This is a genomic window from Rubritalea squalenifaciens DSM 18772, assembly GCF_900141815.1.
GTDB classification, from domain to species: Bacteria; Verrucomicrobiota; Verrucomicrobiia; order Verrucomicrobiales; family Akkermansiaceae; genus Rubritalea; species Rubritalea squalenifaciens.
On the sequence record NZ_FQYR01000002.1, the window covers coordinates 976,417 to 994,229 of the forward strand.

Consider the following 17,813-nt stretch of genomic DNA (forward strand, 5'->3'; position numbering starts at 1 on the left):
CTGCTTTTTGATGGCTTCTGACTTTTTATCCTGAAACCGAGATGTTAGGCTGCGGGATATGGCTGGATATGTGCTTTCACTGGATCAGGGAACGACAAGCTCCCGTTCAATACTGTTTGATCAGGACGGACGCCAAGTGGCGCTGAGTCAGAAGCCGTTCAAGCAGTACTTCCCGCAATCCGGTTGGGTCGAGCACGATGCTGTAGAGATCTGGGAAACCCAGCTCGCCACCATGCAGGAGGTGTTGTCCAAGGCGGGCATCACGGAGAAAGACCTGGCTGCGATCGGGATCACCAATCAGCGGGAAACCGTGGTGGTCTGGGATAGGAAAAGTGGTATGCCAATATGTCATGCCATCGTCTGGCAGGACAGGAGGACCTCTGACCTGTGCCGGCAGATGAAGGATGCGGGGCTTGAGCCAGCCCTCTCCAGTATCACTGGCTTAAAGATAGATCCCTATTTTTCGGCCACCAAAGTGCAATGGATTCTAGATCATGAGGTAGGAGCCCGTAGCAAGGCAGATAGAGGAGAGCTTTGCATGGGGACTATCGATAGCTGGCTGATTTGGAATCTAACCGATGGTGCGCGCCATGTGACGGATGCGACCAATGCCTGCAGGACTTTGCTCTACAACCTTCACAGTGGGGAGTGGGATGAGGATCTGCTAAAAGAGTTCATGATTCCTGAGTCGATGCTCCCTGAGATCGTCGATTCATCCGGCACTATGGGTGAGTGGAATGGCGTTCCTATTGCCGGGATTGCTGGCGATCAGCAAGCCGCTTTGTTTGGCCAGGGATGCTATGAGCCAGGCTCTGCAAAGAACACCTATGGAACTGGCTGCTTCATGCTCATGAATACAGGGGAGCGAGCTGTTGTGAGCGAAAACCAGCTATTGACAACAGTGGCCTGGCAAGTAGCCGGTAAGCGAGAGTATGCTCTGGAGGGTAGCGTTTTCATTGCTGGTGCCTTGTTCCAGTGGTTGCGTGACGGCCTAGAGCTTGTTGAAGATGTGAGGGAGTTTGATCAACTGGCTGGCTCTGTAGAGAATAGTGGTGGAGTCGTTTTGGTGCCAGCCTTTGCAGGCTTGGGAGCACCGCATTGGGACCCTTTCGCCAGAGGCACAATGATGGGGCTGAGCCGTGGTGTAACGAAAGCGCATGTCTGTCGCGCCGCCATGGAGGCGGTGAGTTTTCAGTCGGCTGAGTTGTTAGAGTGCATGGAGCGTGATGCAGGCATGAAAATGACTGAACTCAGGGTCGATGGTGGAGCCAGTGTAAGTAACCTTTTGATGCAGACGCAGGCAAACTTGATACAGCGGAATGTGGTGCGGCCTAAACAAGTGGAGACCACTGCCTTTGGTGCCGCTGCCCTAGCCGGTCTGGGGGTAGGGCTGTGGGAAAGTAAGCAGGCGATCTCTGAGGTGTGGCAGGAAGATAAGAGATTTGCCCCAGGCGACGATCATGAGGGCTATGCCAAGCTCCGCAAGGACTGGGATAAGGCTGTGGAGCGCTGCAAGGCGTGGGTGGATTAATGGGATTTAAAACGCTCTTGCTGTGAACGGAAAAGATTAAGCGGCTTTACGGGAGTAGAGATGATCTTGAAACCCTTTGTGAGGAGTTCTTTCTCATTGCTCGCTTTCACGCCGACGAAGTTCATGGCCGTAGGACCAAAGTCTTTATTAATGTAGACGGGTTTTTCAGCACGAATGTTCCAGAAGGTCTGCCAGGCGCCTGAATGACGGCCGATTTTGGCGCCGCCTCCAGAGAAAAGAAAGCGTCCACCATCGCCCAGATCGATATTGGTAAAGAGATTGGCAAAGGGAGCTTTTTTATGGTGGTCAATGGAAAGGTCGACTCCCTTTCCATCCATAAACACATTACCGGAGCTGTGGCTGACGGTAAGATCGTGGATGAACTTGGTTTCAAAGTGAAAATTGCTGAACAGGTTGCAAGTCCCTCCTGCGGTGAGCCCGTGGTGGCCGGTGGTATCTCCTGTGTAGGCGTTGGTGGCAGGAGTACCCTCAACATTGGGGGCACTAATGGTAAGGTCTTGTATGGTGCAGTGTGAACCGCTGCAGAAAATGCCGCTATCTGCATTGATGATATTGATATTGCGTACCCAGCAGTCAGAGACGTTGCCTAAATTGATGGCGTTATAGCCTTTCTCTCTAAAGTGGCCGCCATAGCGGTGGGCGGGAAAGGCAATACTCAGGTTCTCGATTCCGCTGAACTTCACACTAGGGTCATGCTTGGTGATCACGGTGCCCCACTCAGGGTTGACATCACAGAGCAGACGGCGGTCGAGGTGCAGGGTGTTTCCCTGGATTTTCTTGATGCGGGCTACGATGGAGAACCTGTCTCGCTCGCGCATATTGTCCAGTTCCCCGGGGTCACCAGCGTAGAGGTGCTTTACGAGTTCCAGGCTCTTGCCGGCGTATTGCCTGATGAGGATTCGGTCACCTTCGTTCATCTTCGGGGCTTCCTTGAAATTCAGCTGCAGGCTGCCGCGTTTGGCTGTGTGTGAAAGTGAGGGGAGCTTCGGATGCTTGTTACTGCCGCGCAAATCAATGAACCCTCCACTCCAGGAGTAGCTGGTGGTGGGGGTACCACCGGAATTCTGGGTCGGCTTGGGATCCACTTCTTCCAGGCCTTTGGTGAATAGCAGTATGGTCTTATCCTTGGATTCACCTCGCAAGATGGTCTTTGAAGAGGTGATGGGAAGTCTGTCGCTGAGGAGATAGGTGCCCTCAGGAATGAAGATCACCACACTACCTTTGGTTTGCAGTGCTTTGCGGAATGCCGCGGTGTCATCCTGCTGGTCGTCAGGCTTAGCCCCAAATTCGGCCACGGAGACCAGTTTGAGTGAGCTCAGGTCGCTGGGGAGATCCGCCCCATCCAGATACCCTGCACGTGAAAAATCTGGCAAAGTGGACTGCGGAGACCACTTTTCCCCCGCCTGGCCCCACAGGGGCGATACCTCTGGCTCAGCATGTACAGAGATAGAGAGGGACAGCAGAGCTAGCGCCTTGAGATAGTGCATTTTGGGCTTACGTGCTAAGGATAGGCGTTTTTTCAAGAAATCTGTATTATCAATTGTTTGGCTTGCTTGATATTCAATTGGCAGGCGAAGGATCTCCAATTTTCTGATTGTGAATATTGTGTAATACGCTATTCATTTAGCGCCTGATGAGGGGAAAGGCGTTGAACGGAATACCTCCGAATTCTGTAAGCCTTGAGTTCTCATTGGGTGACACACACAACATCCGACTCAAATTAACCCAATGAATTGGCACCTCAATAAACCTCTTCTTTTACTAGCCCCCTGTCTCCTATTTTCCGGCCTCCAAGCGAATGCACAGTGCTATGCGCACGCTGATCCTGTGGAGGACTCCTTGTCTGCAAGTCATGTCTTGAGGATTAAAATTACAGCTATCGAGACGATCACTTCTGCCACTGGTAATATCAGCACGGAGTACACCTTCCAGACAGTTAAGGCCTTCCAAGGTGAGGCTGATGGTGGGGTCATCGTTATGGACGGGGGTGATAACGGAGTCCTTACCAAAATGGTATCCAACTTCAAGAAGCTCGAGAAGCGACAGTATTATGTCTATCTCAAGGAGTTAAGTGAAGGGCGCTACGAACTCATCAAAACTCATGCCAATAAGGTTATCAATGGGGCCAAGCAAGATGGCCTAGTCGATAAGATTTTGAATCGTGCTAAATGTAAGGATCATAATCACTGCCAGCATGACCATAGTGGCTCTGAGGAGGAAATTGCTTTGTCTTTGGAGCAAGAGACGGAGCAGTCTCAAAAATCCGATCTGGGGGCGGTCGTTCCCTCGGGAGTCACTCAATCCAAGGTCTCGGACTCAGGCTTTCTTGAGACAAGAACAGGTATCCCTACTCGTTTTGTGGCTTCGGATGGTGATAGGGCTTTAACCTATTCTATTGATGCAGAGTACACGCCTTCAGGATTTAGTCGTCAGGAAGCAATCGATGCGGTTCATGATGTGGTGACAATTTGGGCATCGGAAACAAATTTGAAGTTTCAGTACTTGGGTGAAGAGGAATTGGGGAAGTCATCTCTTACCCTTGGTAGTGCAGAGGGGGCGAATGGGCATATCTATATTCAACTTCATGATGAGTATAGTGCCTTAGGTTCCAGTACTCTCGGCCGTGGAGGTGCTTATATGGCTAGCTACGAAGGGAACGGATCAGGAGGGACAATTAATGGTCTGGAGTTTGATAAAAGAACATTTGGATATTTAAGCATGAATACCGATGCTTCAACTAATCAGACACTTAACGGCTTTAAGTCGGTATTATCCCATGAATTGGGGCATTGCTTGGGACTACATCATTCAAGCGAAGATTCCAAAGAAAAGGACAGCCAGTTGAAGGGCGCGCTGATGTATTACGCGGTAAATTCCAGCACTGCTTCTCCGAATCTACGAGACTATGATCGCGGTTACATCAATCTTGCATACCCTCAAGGTGAATCTATTCCCTATATAGGCTATACTTATGGCAATGTCATTACGACTTCGACTAAATCTCCTGTTGGGAATACCTTTCCTCTAGTGATTTCAGGAGCAGATGATGGAGGGGAATCTCTAATCACTGTGAGTAGTTCGAGCGGGGCTTCAGCTACAGTGGATACTGTGGCTCGGACAATAACTCTGGTTCCTACAGGTTATTGGAGTACTAATGTACTCGCGGACGAAGACGTTCAATCAGGTAGTGCTTGGGGGCGTTACCGGTACAAAATTAGTAATGGAACCCACGTTTCCGGTGTAGGTGGTTTCATTGTCACTGGATATTACGAGGATGCTACCGCTGGCGATGGGATCTCCAGTGATTGGGCTAGCTCTTATGGAATTAGTGAATTTCCAGATGCTGATCCTGATGGAGATGGGTTTACTAACCGACAGGAGTTTAACCGTGGTACGGATCCAAGTGTTGCTAATCCACCTATACAGGCAACTTTGGATGTGGATGGGGAATTTGCTCAGTTTACTCCGGTTGGACTTGCTGAGACATTAATACTGGAAGCTTCAAATGACCTGACTAATTGGGATTCTCTTTATTCAATTGGTACCCCAGATACTGTGATTACGACTCTTCCCGTGAACAATTACAAATTCTTCAGGGTTCGCTCTAACTAAGGATTTACTCTACCAACTCTCATACAAAAACGCCACGGTCATTTGACTGTGGCGTTTTTAGTTAGATTCTTTGTTGAGCCATTCCTAGCCCGGAGGCCAGGTGAGTTTGCGGCCTGCGAGTAGGTGCAGGTGCAGGTGGGGAACTTCCTCGCCGCTGTCCGGGCCGTTGTTGATGACGGTGCGGAAGCCGGCCTCGGCAAAGCCTTCTTGCTTGGCGATCTTTTGCGCAGTCAGTAGAAGGTGACCAAGGGTGGCTTGATCTTCAGGTGCCGCCTCAGCGATGCGTGGGATGGGCTTCTTGGGAATTAGCAGCAGGTGAGTGGGGGCCTGCGGATTGATGTCACGGAAGCAGAGGCAGAGATCGTCTTCGTAGACGATGTCCGCCGGGATTTCCCGGGCGATGATTTTCTCGAAGAGGGTCATGGTGCTAATGGGGTTTTAGTATTTGGTGAGTTCCAGTACCACCACGCTTTCCAGATGGCCGTCCATGGCGGCGAGCCCTGCTGTTAGGTGAGGTGACTGGAGGTGTTTATCCAAGAGATCTTTGCTGCTCCACTCCTCGTAGAAGACGAAGGTGGCAGGATTGTTGTTATCTCGGTGAAGATCGTAGGCAATACACCCTTCTTCCTTCAGGGTTGGTGCAATGAACTTCTTGAGTTCGCTCTCGACCAAATCGATGGATTCAGGTTTGGCAATGATGGTGGCAACGACGTGCATGATAGTGATGAGTCTAGATGTTAGTCTTCAGATTTCTCGCCCTTCTTCTTTCCTTTGAGCATGGCTTCGATGAAAGGAGTGAGTTCTCCATCCATCACAGACTGGATGTTACCAGTTTCCTCACCGGTGCGCAGGTCTTTTACCATCTGGTAGGGCTGAAAGACGTAGGAGCGGATCTGGTTGCCCCAGCCGATATCGCCTTTCTCTCCATAGGATCGCTCGGACTCGGCTTTCTGCTTGTCTTCCTCGATCTGGTAGAGCTTGGCTTTGAGGAGCTCCATGGCGAGTTCACGGTTGCGCAGCTGGGAGCGTTCCTGAGTACAGCGGATGAGAATGTTGGTCGGCTTGTGGCGCAGAATGACCGCAGTTTCCACCTTGTTGACGTTCTGGCCACCTGCACCGCCTGAGCGGGCTGTCTGGATGTCCACGTCAGCCGGGTTGATCTCAATGTTGATGTCGTTGTTCATCTCAGGGGTAGCGTCCACCGAGGTGAATGAGGTGTGGCGCTTGCCTGCGGAGTCGAACGGGGAAATACGCACGAGGCGGTGTACGCCGCGTTCGTTCTTGAGATAGCCGTAAGCGTACTCGCCCTCGATCTTGATGGTGGCGGAGGAAATGCCCGCAGTTTCACCCTCTGAGTAATCTATCGTGGATACCTTGTAGCCCTGATCCTCTGCCCAGCGGGTGTACATGCGCAGCAGCATGGCTGCCCAGTCGCAGGCCTCAGTTCCACCAGCGCCCGAGTTGATCGTGAGATAGCAGCTGGATGCGTCGTTAGGCTTGTCCAGTAGAGTGATGAGCTCGAATGAGTCGATCTCGCTGTTTATCTTCTCGAATTCGCTGGCAGCTTCCTGAGCGGACTCGGCGTCTTCGTATTCTTTGGCCAAGGCAATTAACTCGACGAGATCATCGAGGCGCTTTTCAAAGTCAAGAAAGGGGTTGAGCTTGCGCTTGATGCCATTGGCTTCGTTGACCGTTTCCTGGGCCTTGGTCGGATTGTCCCAGAAGTTGCCAGAGGTCATTTGCTCGTCGAGTTCCGCAAGCTTGGATTGGAGAGAGGGTACGTCAAAGATACCTCCTGAGTGTAGACAGGCGGCTCTTGATGGAGCCGGTGTCGACCGCCAGGAGGTCAGCGTTATAGGATTCAGACATGCCGCAACGATGTTATGTCGAGCTGAAGATTCAAGTATTTATTAGGTGCTGTAGCGGCATCAATGCTAGTATAAGTGTTGGCCGAATTCCCAGCCAAGTGTGTGACGGAGGAAAAATTCAAGCTAGATCAGAAAAAATGCAAATTCCTGAATTACCTTTTCCGCTCGAGTGACTGTTTAATAGTGATGGGGTTATTCTCTTCCATAAATAGCAATGACGATGTGCTGGTGACGCAGTTGGCGGCACACCAGTCCGAGTTGCTGGTTTATATTCAATCTCTCATGCCCGGTGATTCCGGGGCACATGATGTGCAGCAACGTACCAATCTGGTTATCTGGAAGAAGCGGGCTCAGTTCAGAAAAGGGAGCGATTTCAGAGCCTGGGCATTCAGTATCGCTTACTGGGAGGTAAAGGCCTACCGCAAAGAGTGTTCTAGAAAGTCGTGGTTAGTGGTGGATGACACGCTGGTGGATAAGTTGACCCGTACGATGAGTGAGACGGTCACGGAGAACCCGATGAAGGAGCTTAGGACCGATTTGGAGTTGTGTATCCAGAAGCTGGAGGTTGGTGATCAGGAGTTGGTTACCCACCGGTATTATTCAGATAAGCCGCTGAAGGATTATGCGGAGGAAGTCGGGAGGCCTGTGGCTTCGGTAAAAATGTCTTTGTGCAGGATCAGGGCAGCGCTCAAGCGCTGTATTGAGTACCGGCGTGCGGTGAACCCAGCGGGAAGTTAAGTGGTATGACTCAGGTGCAGTTAGAGACGAGAATCCAGGAGGCTCTGGACGGCGTGATTAGCGAGGAGAACTGGTTGGCACTGCAGGACGAGATGGCTCGTTCTGACGAGGCCTGCAGGACGTACTGTCGTTATGTCCAGTTGCATGGACTACTTGGCCAGAGGTCCAGGGGTCTACAAGCTTTGACCTTCCAAGGGCCGGTCATTCCCATGCATGAACTGGTGACCGGGCGCCGCCGCAAAGCCTTCGTGATGGCGATTGGGCTGGCGGCTGTTTTGCTAGTGATGGCGGCCGTGGTGATGAATATGGTCTTTGTGAACCAAGGCCCTGAAATGGTCTTCAAGGTTTCTCCTGGTACGCAGTATGAACTTACGCACCTTGATAGTGAGGAGCCTCCTACGGGGATGGCCTTGACAAGAGGATCCGTGCTGAAGCTTCAGCAAGGAGTCGTTGAGCTAAGCTTTGAGAGCGGAGTGATGGCAATTGTCTCGGGCCCAGGTGAATTGAGCCTGGATGATGACAATCAGCTGACTCTGAAGCGTGGTAAGGCTTGGTTCGATGTCCCTCGGAAAGCCAAAGGATTCAGAGTGAATACTGAGGAACTTTGTGTGGTAGACCTTGGGACGCAATTCGGTGTCTATGCAAACGCTGAGGGCGAGGATGAGGTGCATCTCTTTAAAGGGATCGTGGAGGTGAATTCCATCGAGAAGCCCACGGTGACGCAGGCGCTGACAGAGGGTGGTTTGAAAGTAAGTGAGCAGGGTGACTTAGTTTCAGTGGAGGTGAACGAGGCGCTGTTCCTTACCGAACTTCCAGACTCATTGCCCTATTTGCACTGGTCCTTCGATGGTGAAGGAGATGAGAGATTCTTGGCGCAAGGGTCTGCAGCACCAGCGGAGAATTTGGTGACCCGTGAGTACGCTGCACAGCAGGATACAGGCATACGGATGGTTCCTGGAAAGTTTGGCCAAGCGATCGCTGCTGATGGTCTGGGTTCGTACGTCGCTTCTGAATGGCGAGGAATCCCTGGTGGCAATCCTCGGACCTTAGCCTACTGGATTAGGCTGCCCAAGGGAGAGAGATATATTAACCCTGTTGTGGGCTGGGGGCGCCGCAATGTAAACGGGTCTATGGAGACGGGGTCCTTCTTTTCCTTCGTTGAGAGCATGAGATGGGGTGTCGTCTGTGGAGTGGAAGTCGGCTGGTACTGGATGAAGGGTCAGACAAATCTTCAGGATGAGGAATGGCATCATGTCGCCCATGTCTTTACAGGGAAGAACAAGGCAGATGGTACACCGGATATCGTGACCTATGTAGATGGGAGGGAAGAATCAATGACCCGTTATCTGGCGGGGGGGAGAGAGTATGGCGATGTACACATTGAAGTGAATACCATCACAGACCCGACTGAATCAGTGCCTTTACAGATTTTTACCCAGTTGTGGGGAGACCGAAAGCAGGGAAAAGCATATACGGCCAAGCCTGAGTTGGATGAGCTGTTTATTTTCGAGGCAGCACTGATGCCGTCGGAGATCAAAAAACTCTATCGCTTCAACAACTATCAGGGGGACTCCAAGTAAGCGACCTCCAATGACTCATACAATTTTCCTCTCTCTGTTGAGAGGGAGGATACCCAAAAACACAGACAAATGAAAACACATACGCAAACACTACTCGCCGTGGCAGCGATGACCTGCTCGGGCTATGCCGCGACAACTCTAACAAACCAAGTGCTCGTGAACTTTGGTGGATCAATTAGTGGTAACGACTATACGCTTGGCTCTGGCGAGGTAGATACCACTGGTAGCTTCACAGGTTTTGGTTCGCCAGTTGTCTCAAGCGGTGAGGCTGATCTTACGGGTGGCAGCACGCATCAAGGATTTAACTTTGACCCCACATCACTAGGGTCTCTAACATCCCAGAACTGGGTGGTAGAAACGAGAGTGAGCTTTGATGCTTTCAATACTGGCCAGAGGACGATCCTCGATGTGAACGGAGATACTGATTTCCGTATCAATAACGGAGGTTCTCTTCTAGAGATGGTCTACTGGGACGGAGGCCAGGTAGGTTCACAGACAGCAGCTCTGCCAGGTACAGGAGAGTTTATACACATTGCTATGGTGTGGGATGCTGCCGCTTCAAGTCTTACTGGCTATGTAGATGGAGTCGCCATTGGAACGATTGACAACAACGCCTTTGCTACTCCAGACGCGAACAATGTCAGCTTTGGCTACTTCGGTCGTAATGGCTTCGATAACCGCGGTATCGATGGGCAGCTGGATAGTGTGGCTTTTTCCACCTTCACAGGCAGCTTTGACGCGAATACGGATTTCCAAATCGCAGCGGTGCCTGAGCCTTCCACAAGTATGTTGGTAGGTTTGTCCGGAATGTTAGTGCTGCTGAGACGCAGACGTTAGGTCTGCAAGATTGCTCACTCACGCAGACTCGCTTGGCGTTCTCAGTAAGCAAAAGCTTACTGGGGGCGCTTTTTTATGCCAGTTTGCTTTCGATTTCTTTGACCACGGCCGCAAAGGAGGTGTCAAAGTCATGAATGGGCTGCCAGCCGAGTAGCTCACGGGCTTTGCTGGCGTCGAGGGCGTAGCGCCTGTCGTGACCGGGACGGTCATCAGTGTAGGAGATGAGCTCGCGAGGTTTTCCAAGAATATCCAGAACCCGTTCCGCGATTTCCTGGTTGGCGATCTCTTTATTGGCGCCAATATTCAGAACGGTACCAGCTGGCGCCTTAAGAGCAGTCGCAATGAGTGCGGAACAGTGGTCCTCTACATGGATCCAGTCACGGACCTGCTGGCCGTCACCGTAGAGCGGCAGGGGCAGCTCTTGGATCGCTTTCTGGATCAGAAGTGGGATGAGTTTTTCCGGGTACTGATGGCTGCCGTAGTTGTTTGAGCAGCGCGTGATGACCACGTCCTGCTGGTAGGTGGTATGCGCTGCCAGGCTGAGAAGGTCCCCGGAGGCCTTGGAGGCGGAGTAAGGGGATGATGGGGCGAGTGGGGATTCTTCGGTGAAGATTCCAGGGGCTTCTATGGAGCCGTAGACTTCGTCGGTGGAGATTTGGATCATTGGCACGTTTTTGTGACGGCAAATCTCCAGCAGGTTCTCGGTCCCTACAATATTGGTATTGATGAAGTCTTCAGGCTTTTCAATAGAGCGGTCTACGTGGGACTCGGCGGCGAGGTTGAAGACGCACGTAGGGTGGGTCTGATTGAAGACCAAATTGAGACAAGCCTTACTGACGATGTCGATATGGTGAAAATCGATACGAGGATCCACAGGCAGGTTGTCTTTGGAGCCTGCGTAGGTTAATTTATCTACGATCGTGAGCTTCTCTACGTCCGGGTGCTGGAGTAGCAACCTGCATAAGGTGGAGCCAATAAAGCCAGCTCCTCCGGTGACGAGTGGATGGGATAGAGAGCGCATGATGGCTGTGGCTTAGTTAGCCGGGAATGGGTCTGCAGTGAGACGCATTTGTACCTCTTGTGGATTATACGGGTCTTCCACTTGGATGGCTCTGGGGATCTCCATAGCGCGGGGAGCCTCTGGGCGTACCAAAGTAAAAGCCAGAGTGGAGCCCGCTGTCACAGTCAGGAGAAGACCTACGAGTAGAGGACTTTGGGAAATGTTTCCGGAGAGAAGTTGGTCGACACGCCTGCGCAGTGGGGCTTGCCCTGCCATCGCAAGAGCCAGTGCCGTGTGTTTCTGGTTTGCAGCCGCCTGAGCTACATCACAGAGTGCGAGGATGTATTTCTTGGCGTCGGCGCCACGGGAAATGATGTGGGCGTCGCAGGCGAATTCGCACTCGCTAATCAGGCGTTTTTTGAGAATCCATACCAGAGGGTTGAACCAATGGATGGCGCAGGTAAGGTGCGCTGCCATGGAGAGCCAGAGATCACGGCGGCTGACATGACCGAGCTCGTGTAGAAGCACCATGCGTGTGGTGTCGCTCGACCAGTTGCGTGCTGATTCAGGCAGAAGGATAGTCGGTTTGATCAATCCGGTGACGATGGGGGACTTGATCTGCTTGGAGTAGCGTACTCTCGTAGATTGCTTGAGTCCGAGGAGTTGGATGCACTCTGCGTGAAGCTCGGTAATCTCCTTTGAGTCCACGGCAACGGAGCTTTTAATCCAGCGGTGGATGGCAAAGCGGTTGAGGAGGATGCGGCCAATCAGCAGGGACGCGATGCAGCCCCATGCCATGGGGAGAAGCATGCTGGCATTCTGAAAGCTGCCTACTGCGGCTGTACTTGCTGGGACTTCAGTCATCCATGGGACAGTCACCTTGTACTTAGGAAGCATGATGAGAAGCGGAGAGGCCAAGATCAGGAGAAACATTCCCGAAGTTAGCTTCGAAGACCGTGCTGGGTTCATACGGCCCAGCCACACGCTAAGGAGCAGTGCGAGTACGGACAGAATAGTACTGATGAGAATAAAGGTCACGGTGAGTCTCTGGCTGACTAGGACTTATCTTCTACTAGACGGCGGATGTCTTCAATTTCTTTCTGAGACAGCTCCTGGTCTTCGTCTTCCAGTAACGCTGCTACGAGATTCTGGGGCTTACCCTCGAAGAATGTAGAGAGCAGGTTCTGGATGGCGGACTTCCGGGCTTTTTTCTCCGTGATCGCCGGTTTGTAGATGTAGCGGCGGGATTCCTTGCCGTGTTTCACCATGCCTTTGGTTTCCAAGGTGGCGAGGAGTGCTCTCACAGCGGAATAGGATGGAGGGTCAGGAAGATTTTCCTGCACTTCCTTTGCTGACGCTTGGCCGAGGCGATAGATGATGTCCATAATCTGCCGCTCGCGACGCGAGAGCTGGCCTTTTTCCAGTCTGTTCATAAACGCCAACTTAGCCACTGCTGGAAATACTGCAATTCAAAAATGCTGGAATTGCAGCATAAAAAAGGTTGACGGTATATTTGAAATGCTGTTTTTATAGCGTTAATGAAGCGTTTCGAGGTGAGTCATGTGATCAAGGTGCTGTGTGCTGGACTGCTAGTCGTATTGGCGAGTTGTAGTGCACCGGTGGCACCAGCGCCCTATGCTGCCAGTATGGAGGTGGGGACAGCCGATACAGCAAGGGCTCGCCCGGCGAGCTATGCTCAAAAAAGGACTCATGCCGAGCCGAGGCCCGGCTTGGGGACCAGCTGGGGCAATGAGGTCGAGTCGCCGATCAGCTACACGAACTTCAAACGCAGTTCAGACAAACCAAATGCCGTAGAGAAAATCCTCTACAATGATGCAGAAGGGGTGGATGCGATGGCTGGGCCAGACACGCGCACGAACAACGGTCTAGTGAAGGCCAAGGGGGGATTAGTCGAATGGGGGATCAAGAGTGGCTGGGGTTACAGTAAGAACGTCTATGGCAGGGGCAACCGGTTTGTCGTTGGCAGCATGGGCAAGAACTACTCCCTGGTGGTGAAAAACCTGAGTAATTCCCGCTTGGAAATCGTTCTTAGTGTGGATGGCCTGGATGTGATGGATGGAAAGCCTGCTTCCTTTGCCAAGCGCGGCTACATAGTTTCTCCCGGCCATACGCTCACTGTGGATGGTTTTCGCACGAGTGAAGATGCTGTAGCAGCTTTCAAGTTTTCCACGGTAGGCGCTTCGTATAGCAACTTGCGTCATAATACGACCCGCAATGTGGGGGTCATTGGCATGGCTGTATTTACCGAGAAAGGTGTCGACCCTTGGAAGTGGAGTAAGAGGGAGCTGGAGCGCAGGCGTAATGCTTCTCCTTTTGCTGAGGCGCCCCCAGTGCGCGCCAGATAAAGAATTTCGTCAAGTAAGTGTGAACTAGAAACAAGAGAACCATCAGGCATTCCTGATGGTTCTTTTCGTATAAAGGGGGCTAGCTTATTGGTGCTTCTACAGCTTAGATTTCAGGGCTGCGTATTCCTTGCGCAACTTATCAAGCTCTTCTTCTTGCTTGGCCATTGCCTTGTGGATATCGCCAAGACGCTTGAGGACCCTGGAAATGTCGGCATCTGTCTTTTTGCGGCGGGGTGATGGGGATCCCGCATCTTTGAGCCAGTTGCCGATGGTAAGCTGAGAAACATTGTATTCGCGGGATGCTGCTGCAGCCCCGCCACGGCCGTTTTCGGCATTATGTCTGTCTACGAAGGTAAGGATTTCAGCCTTTTCTTTTGTAGAATAACGTTTGCCTCGACTCACACTGTTCACTTTTGCTTTCGCCATACCAAGATTATCTAATCATCTGATAAGATTTTTCAAGTTCTAACTAGTTAATAATATGCAACTTGTTTTGAGTCTATTGTGTTTATAACTAGTTTATATGTAGTATGTAGTGTTTGTTGGTGTTCCTTCTCAATGGATCTATAAGTAAAGTATCTGGATGCAGCGTATATAGAGTAAGCGCGTTCTCTTTTAGTTCATTGTTAGATTACAAGGCTTATCAGGTATAGATGTACGTTCAGCCGATTGAATGAGTGCTAGGAAAAGAAAAGATTCTACAGCCAAGGTGGCTATAGAATCTAAAGTGTTAGAAAGAGGAGAGTTGGGGATATTGCTTTCTGGAGCAGATAGGTAAACGCTCTTCAGCATTCGACCACATTGACCGCGAGGCCGCCACGTGCCGTTTCCTTATACTTTTCCTGCATGTCTCGTCCTGTGTCTCTCATGGTGCGGATGACCTTATCTAGCGAGACAAAGTGTGTACCGTCGCCGTTCATCGCCATGCGGGCCGCGTTGATTGCTTTTACGGATGCCATCGCATTGCGCTCAATGCATGGGATTTGAACCAGGCCGCCGATCGGGTCACAGGTAAGTCCAAGGTTGTGCTCCATGCCGATTTCGGCCGCATTCTCGACTTGTTCAGCGGTGCCGCCCAGGTATTCCACGAGAGCACCGGCCGCCATGGAGCAAGCCACGCCGACTTCTCCCTGGCAGCCGACATCAGCTCCGGAGATGGAAGCGTTCTTCTTATAGAGAATGGCGATGGCTCCCGCGGTGAGTAGGAAGCGGTGGACACCGTCCTTGTGTGGAGATTGCTTGAAACGGGTGGCGTAATGGAGCACTGCCGGGATAATGCCAGCTGCACCATTGGTTGGCGCCGTAACAACACGGCCGCCACCTGCGTTTTCCTCGTTAACCGCCAGTGCGTAGAGGCCGACCCAATCGAGAACGGAAAGAGGATCCGATAGGGTGGATTCAGCGCGGGTGGTAAGCTGAGTATGTACGGCCTTGGCGCGGCGTTTTACTTTGAGTCCGCCGGGGAGCTGGCCTTCATTGTTGATGCCATTGCGGACGCATTCTTGCATCGTTGCCCAGATTTTATCGAGAGCGGCACGTGTTTCCTTTTCGGGGCGTAGCGCGTTCTCATTGGCTAGCATGATCTCAGAGATCGAGCAGCCGAGGGACTGGGAGATTTCCAAGAGGTCATCCGCGTTATCAAAGGGGTGAGGTCCTGGAATGGTGTTGCCTTTCTTGGGAGGGTTCTTGAGCTCTTCCTCAGTAGAGATGAAGCCGCCGCCCATGGAATAGATGATTTCCTCGCTGACTACATTGCCCTCAGCGTCGCGGGCGGAGAAATGCATGCCGTTCGGGTGAAGCGGGAGTGGCTGAAGGCGGTGGAAATCAAGGTCTTCCTTGGGGTTAAAGGTAATGGTTTTGCCGCCTGGAATGGTGATCTGCTGTGTTTGCTCGAGCTCGGCAAGGCGTGATTCCATGGTTTCTACGGCAATGGAGTCAGGCATTTCGCCCATGAATCCAAAGATGAGGGCTGTTCCGGTGCCGTGGCCTTTACCGGTAGCGGCCAGGGAACCATAGAGGTCGCAGCGGACATTGGCTACCTTGTCAGTCAGACCTTGGCCCTTGAGTGAGTTGACGAATTCACAGGCTGCTTTCATCGGTCCCACGGTGTGGGAAGATGAAGGGCCGATACCGATACTGAAAAGGTCTAGAATGGAGATGTGCATGGTGTGGGAAATGCTTTGCGGAGGCTCATGGAGATCAGGGCGCTCCCTGGCGCGAGAGAACTAGCATGAGAATGTAGAGTTTAACACTAAGAATTATAGCGGATAGAGAGAAATGAGAGGGGTAAAAAAAGAACCGCCTTCACCTGTGATACAAGGTGAAGGCGGTTGAAAGTAGCTGTGATAAGCGAAGTCCTACTTGTTTGGAAGGATTTCGACCTCGTATCCATCGGGGTCCGTCACGAAGGCCATTTGACGGTTGGCTGGGTCGGCGAATTTCGTGCGCCAGTCGCCAGGCCAGATTTCGATGCCATCATTCTCCAGCTTGTCACAGTAGGCGATCACGTCATCGACGCCCACGCAGGTGTGCATGAGGTCCTCTGGGAACTCTACCTTATATTCCGGTGAGTAGGTGAGTTCCAAAAAGTGCTCGGATCCTGGGAGGTGCAGGAAGGCGAGCTGGTTGCCCTGAGGGGATGTCTTCTGGTCACCGAGCTCAAAGCCGAGTTTGGTGTAGAAGTCGATGGATTGCTCCGGATTGGAAACGCGGATGCGGGTGTGAAGAAATTTGATCATAGTGTACGGTTGTTGGTCGTTTCAGCTAGTTAGTGAGTTATTCCGGGATCTCGTGGTCCTCCAGTAGGCGGAAGGTGTCACGGTTCTTGCGGATGTAAAGGGGCTCGCCCTCGTCGCCTGCCTCCCAGCCATTCTCAAGACCGAAGTCGATAATGTCCGGGATCCATTTTAGGTTGAATAGCTTGGGGACCTGGGCGATGAGCATTTGGGAGCCGGGGATTTCAGCTGCCTCGATGCGTACTTCCGTCCCCTTTGGAGTGGAGTATGCAATCCAGCGGTACTGGACGTCATCGAGACACATGACTTTGGAGCCTTTGCGTGGGATCATAATCTATTTTAGGTAATGGATGATAAAATCAGAACGGGGGAATTCAAGTGATTGCGGGATTACTGCCAGGGTTTCTTGCTGTTCCGTGCATCGCGCATGCCGAGGATGAAGCCCCAGATGCAGAGAGGTATGGTCGAGAACAGGGAGAGGCCAATGATAGATGCTGCCGTAATCATGAGCACGGTGCGGATGGTTCCCCAGGCGGATTCTGTGTCTCCGCCTACGAGAGCTAATACCACAAAGGCAGCAAATACCATGGAGCGCGACCAGCGCACGATCTTATTGATATGAGTAAAGCGGTCCTCTCGGACGGGAGGGGATGGCTTTGGTGGTGCCTCTGGTGCTTGATAGGGATTAGTCACGGAGCCAGACTAGACGGATACTTCAGCCTTGATGTGCGGATGGGGATCGTAGTTCTCGAGGCGGAAGTCCTCGAAGGTGAAAGCATCGATGTCCTTGATCTCCGGGTTGACCCACATAGTGGGAAGCTCGCGTGGCTCGCGGGTGAGCTGGAGTCGGGCTTGGTCCAGATGATTCTTGTAGAGGTGAAGGTCTCCAAAGGTATGGATGAAATCACGCGGGGTGTAGTCCAGCACCTGGGCGATCATCATGGTAAAGAGAGCGTAGGAGGCGATATTGAAAGGGACGCCAAGGAAAAGATCCGCAGAGCGCTGATAGAGCTGGCAGGAAAGGCCGGGCTTTTCTCCGGGAGCTGAGGGCTCGTGAACGTAGAACTGGAATAGCAGGTGGCAGGGAGGCAGGGCCATTTCATCGACCTTGCCCACGTTCCAGGCGGAAACGAGGTGGCGGCGTGAGTGTGGCTTGTTTTTCAGGTCGTCTATGAGGCGGGCGACCTGATCGATGGTGGAGCCGTCTTCCTTGGCCCAGGCGCGCCACTGCTGGCCGTAGACGGGGCCCAAGTCACCATTTTCGTCTGCCCATTCATCCCAGATGCGTACGCCGTTTTCCTTCAAGTAGGAAATGTTGGTGTCCCCTTTGAGGAACCAGAGCAGCTCATGGATGATGGAGCGCAGGTGCAGCTTTTTGGTGGTCAGGCAGGGAAATCCTTTGCGGAGATCGTAGCGGGCCTGTCGACCAAAGACGGAGAGGGTGCCGGTGCCGGTACGGTCATGGCGTTCTTCGCCATTTTCCAGAACGTCTCTGAGAAGGTCGAGGTATTGCTGCATGGCGGTA

General features: G+C 52.2%; 19 protein-coding genes. 6 read left to right on the plus strand and 13 right to left on the minus strand.

All coding sequences use genetic code 11. From position 1 onward, the window contains the following. Window positions 1–58 precede the first annotated feature (58 nt). On the plus strand, window positions 59–1,531 hold the full coding sequence (gene glpK / locus BUB27_RS04520; RefSeq protein WP_143158344.1) for a glycerol kinase GlpK: 1,473 nt from the start codon (window positions 59–61) through the stop codon (window positions 1,529–1,531). On the opposite strand, the gene BUB27_RS04525 is transcribed toward glpK, so the two are convergent. Beyond that, entirely contained in the window at window positions 1,528–3,075 is a 1,548-nt protein-coding gene (locus BUB27_RS04525; RefSeq protein ID WP_143158345.1) for a glycosyl hydrolase family 28-related protein, read from the minus strand. The genes glpK and BUB27_RS04525 overlap by 4 nt on opposite strands. A gap of 205 nt (window positions 3,076–3,280) precedes the next feature. On the opposite strand from BUB27_RS04525, the gene BUB27_RS04530 reads away from it, so the two are divergent. Next, window positions 3,281–5,164, plus strand: coding sequence for a matrixin family metalloprotease (locus tag BUB27_RS04530; protein WP_200797061.1), 1,884 nt, complete (start codon window positions 3,281–3,283; stop codon window positions 5,162–5,164). Between the two features lie 84 nt (window positions 5,165–5,248). Here BUB27_RS04530 and BUB27_RS04535 read toward each other — a convergent pair whose 3' ends face one another. The 3 genes from BUB27_RS04535 to prfB all read right to left on the minus strand — a co-directional run bounded on the left by BUB27_RS04535 (window position 5,249) and on the right by prfB (window position 7,033). Further along, window positions 5,249–5,587: a histidine triad nucleotide-binding protein gene (locus BUB27_RS04535; RefSeq protein ID WP_234991662.1), complete on the minus strand. Its 339-nt coding sequence runs from the start codon at window positions 5,585–5,587 to the stop codon at window positions 5,249–5,251. A 15-nt stretch (window positions 5,588–5,602) separates the two neighbouring features. Next, the gene (locus tag BUB27_RS04540; RefSeq protein WP_200797062.1) at window positions 5,603–5,881 is read right to left on the minus strand and encodes a putative quinol monooxygenase; all 279 of its coding nucleotides are present in this window, start codon (window positions 5,879–5,881) and stop codon (window positions 5,603–5,605) included. Window positions 5,882–5,901: 20 nt separating this feature from the next. Continuing rightward, window positions 5,902–7,033, minus strand: a protein-coding gene (gene prfB / locus BUB27_RS04545; RefSeq protein WP_200797063.1) for a peptide chain release factor 2 whose coding sequence is annotated in 2 segments (ribosomal slippage) — window positions 5,902–6,954 and window positions 6,956–7,033 — 1,131 coding nt in all. Because the reading frame shifts where the segments join, the coding sequence is not laid out codon by codon here. Between the two features lie 185 nt (window positions 7,034–7,218). Between prfB and BUB27_RS04550 the strand changes: the two genes are divergently transcribed. The 3 genes from BUB27_RS04550 to BUB27_RS04560 all read left to right on the plus strand — a co-directional run bounded on the left by BUB27_RS04550 (window position 7,219) and on the right by BUB27_RS04560 (window position 10,187). Then, a complete protein-coding gene (locus BUB27_RS04550) occupies window positions 7,219–7,770 on the plus strand; it encodes a sigma-70 family RNA polymerase sigma factor (protein WP_143158349.1) in 552 nt (183 codons plus the stop codon). Between the two features lie 5 nt (window positions 7,771–7,775). Beyond that, on the plus strand, window positions 7,776–9,350 hold the full coding sequence (locus BUB27_RS04555; protein ID WP_143158350.1) for a FecR domain-containing protein: 1,575 nt from the start codon (window positions 7,776–7,778) through the stop codon (window positions 9,348–9,350). 69 nt (window positions 9,351–9,419) lie between these two features. Continuing rightward, a complete protein-coding gene (locus BUB27_RS04560) occupies window positions 9,420–10,187 on the plus strand; it encodes a LamG-like jellyroll fold domain-containing protein (RefSeq protein ID WP_143158351.1) in 768 nt (255 codons plus the stop codon). Between the two features lie 73 nt (window positions 10,188–10,260). Here the strand turns inward: BUB27_RS04560 and rfbB are convergent, their stop codons facing one another. The 3 genes from rfbB to BUB27_RS04575 form a co-directional block, all read right to left on the minus strand. Further along, window positions 10,261–11,208 carry a dTDP-glucose 4,6-dehydratase gene (gene rfbB / locus BUB27_RS04565; protein WP_143158352.1) on the minus strand — a complete coding sequence of 316 codons (948 nt, stop codon included), beginning with the start codon at window positions 11,206–11,208 and terminating at the stop codon, window positions 10,261–10,263. 12 nt (window positions 11,209–11,220) lie between these two features. Beyond that, window positions 11,221–12,120: a M56 family metallopeptidase gene (locus BUB27_RS04570; RefSeq protein WP_159434803.1), complete on the minus strand. Its 900-nt coding sequence runs from the start codon at window positions 12,118–12,120 to the stop codon at window positions 11,221–11,223. Between the two features lie 122 nt (window positions 12,121–12,242). Further along, window positions 12,243–12,620, minus strand: coding sequence for a BlaI/MecI/CopY family transcriptional regulator (locus BUB27_RS04575; protein ID WP_143158354.1), 378 nt, complete (start codon window positions 12,618–12,620; stop codon window positions 12,243–12,245). A gap of 105 nt (window positions 12,621–12,725) precedes the next feature. On the opposite strand from BUB27_RS04575, the gene BUB27_RS04580 reads away from it, so the two are divergent. Then, on the plus strand, window positions 12,726–13,553 hold the full coding sequence (locus BUB27_RS04580) for a hypothetical protein (RefSeq protein WP_143158355.1): 828 nt from the start codon (window positions 12,726–12,728) through the stop codon (window positions 13,551–13,553). Between the two features lie 96 nt (window positions 13,554–13,649). Here the strand turns inward: BUB27_RS04580 and BUB27_RS04585 are convergent, their stop codons facing one another. The 6 genes from BUB27_RS04585 to BUB27_RS04610 form a co-directional block, all read right to left on the minus strand. Then, entirely contained in the window at window positions 13,650–13,979 is a 330-nt protein-coding gene (locus BUB27_RS04585) for a hypothetical protein (protein WP_143158356.1), read from the minus strand. A gap of 359 nt (window positions 13,980–14,338) precedes the next feature. Continuing rightward, window positions 14,339–15,718: an L-serine ammonia-lyase gene (locus BUB27_RS04590; RefSeq protein ID WP_143158357.1), complete on the minus strand. Its 1,380-nt coding sequence runs from the start codon at window positions 15,716–15,718 to the stop codon at window positions 14,339–14,341. 192 nt (window positions 15,719–15,910) lie between these two features. Continuing rightward, window positions 15,911–16,291, minus strand: coding sequence for a VOC family protein (locus tag BUB27_RS04595; protein ID WP_143158358.1), 381 nt, complete (start codon window positions 16,289–16,291; stop codon window positions 15,911–15,913). A gap of 37 nt (window positions 16,292–16,328) precedes the next feature. Next, window positions 16,329–16,619: a hypothetical protein gene (locus tag BUB27_RS04600; protein WP_143158359.1), complete on the minus strand. Its 291-nt coding sequence runs from the start codon at window positions 16,617–16,619 to the stop codon at window positions 16,329–16,331. Between the two features lie 59 nt (window positions 16,620–16,678). Then, window positions 16,679–16,981 (minus strand): hypothetical protein, encoded by a 303-nt coding sequence (locus BUB27_RS04605; RefSeq protein WP_143158360.1) that lies wholly within the window; start codon window positions 16,979–16,981, stop codon window positions 16,679–16,681. Window positions 16,982–16,990: 9 nt separating this feature from the next. After that, the gene (locus BUB27_RS04610; protein ID WP_143158361.1) at window positions 16,991–17,806 is read right to left on the minus strand and encodes a thymidylate synthase; all 816 of its coding nucleotides are present in this window, start codon (window positions 17,804–17,806) and stop codon (window positions 16,991–16,993) included. Between the last annotated feature and the right edge of the window lie 7 nt (window positions 17,807–17,813).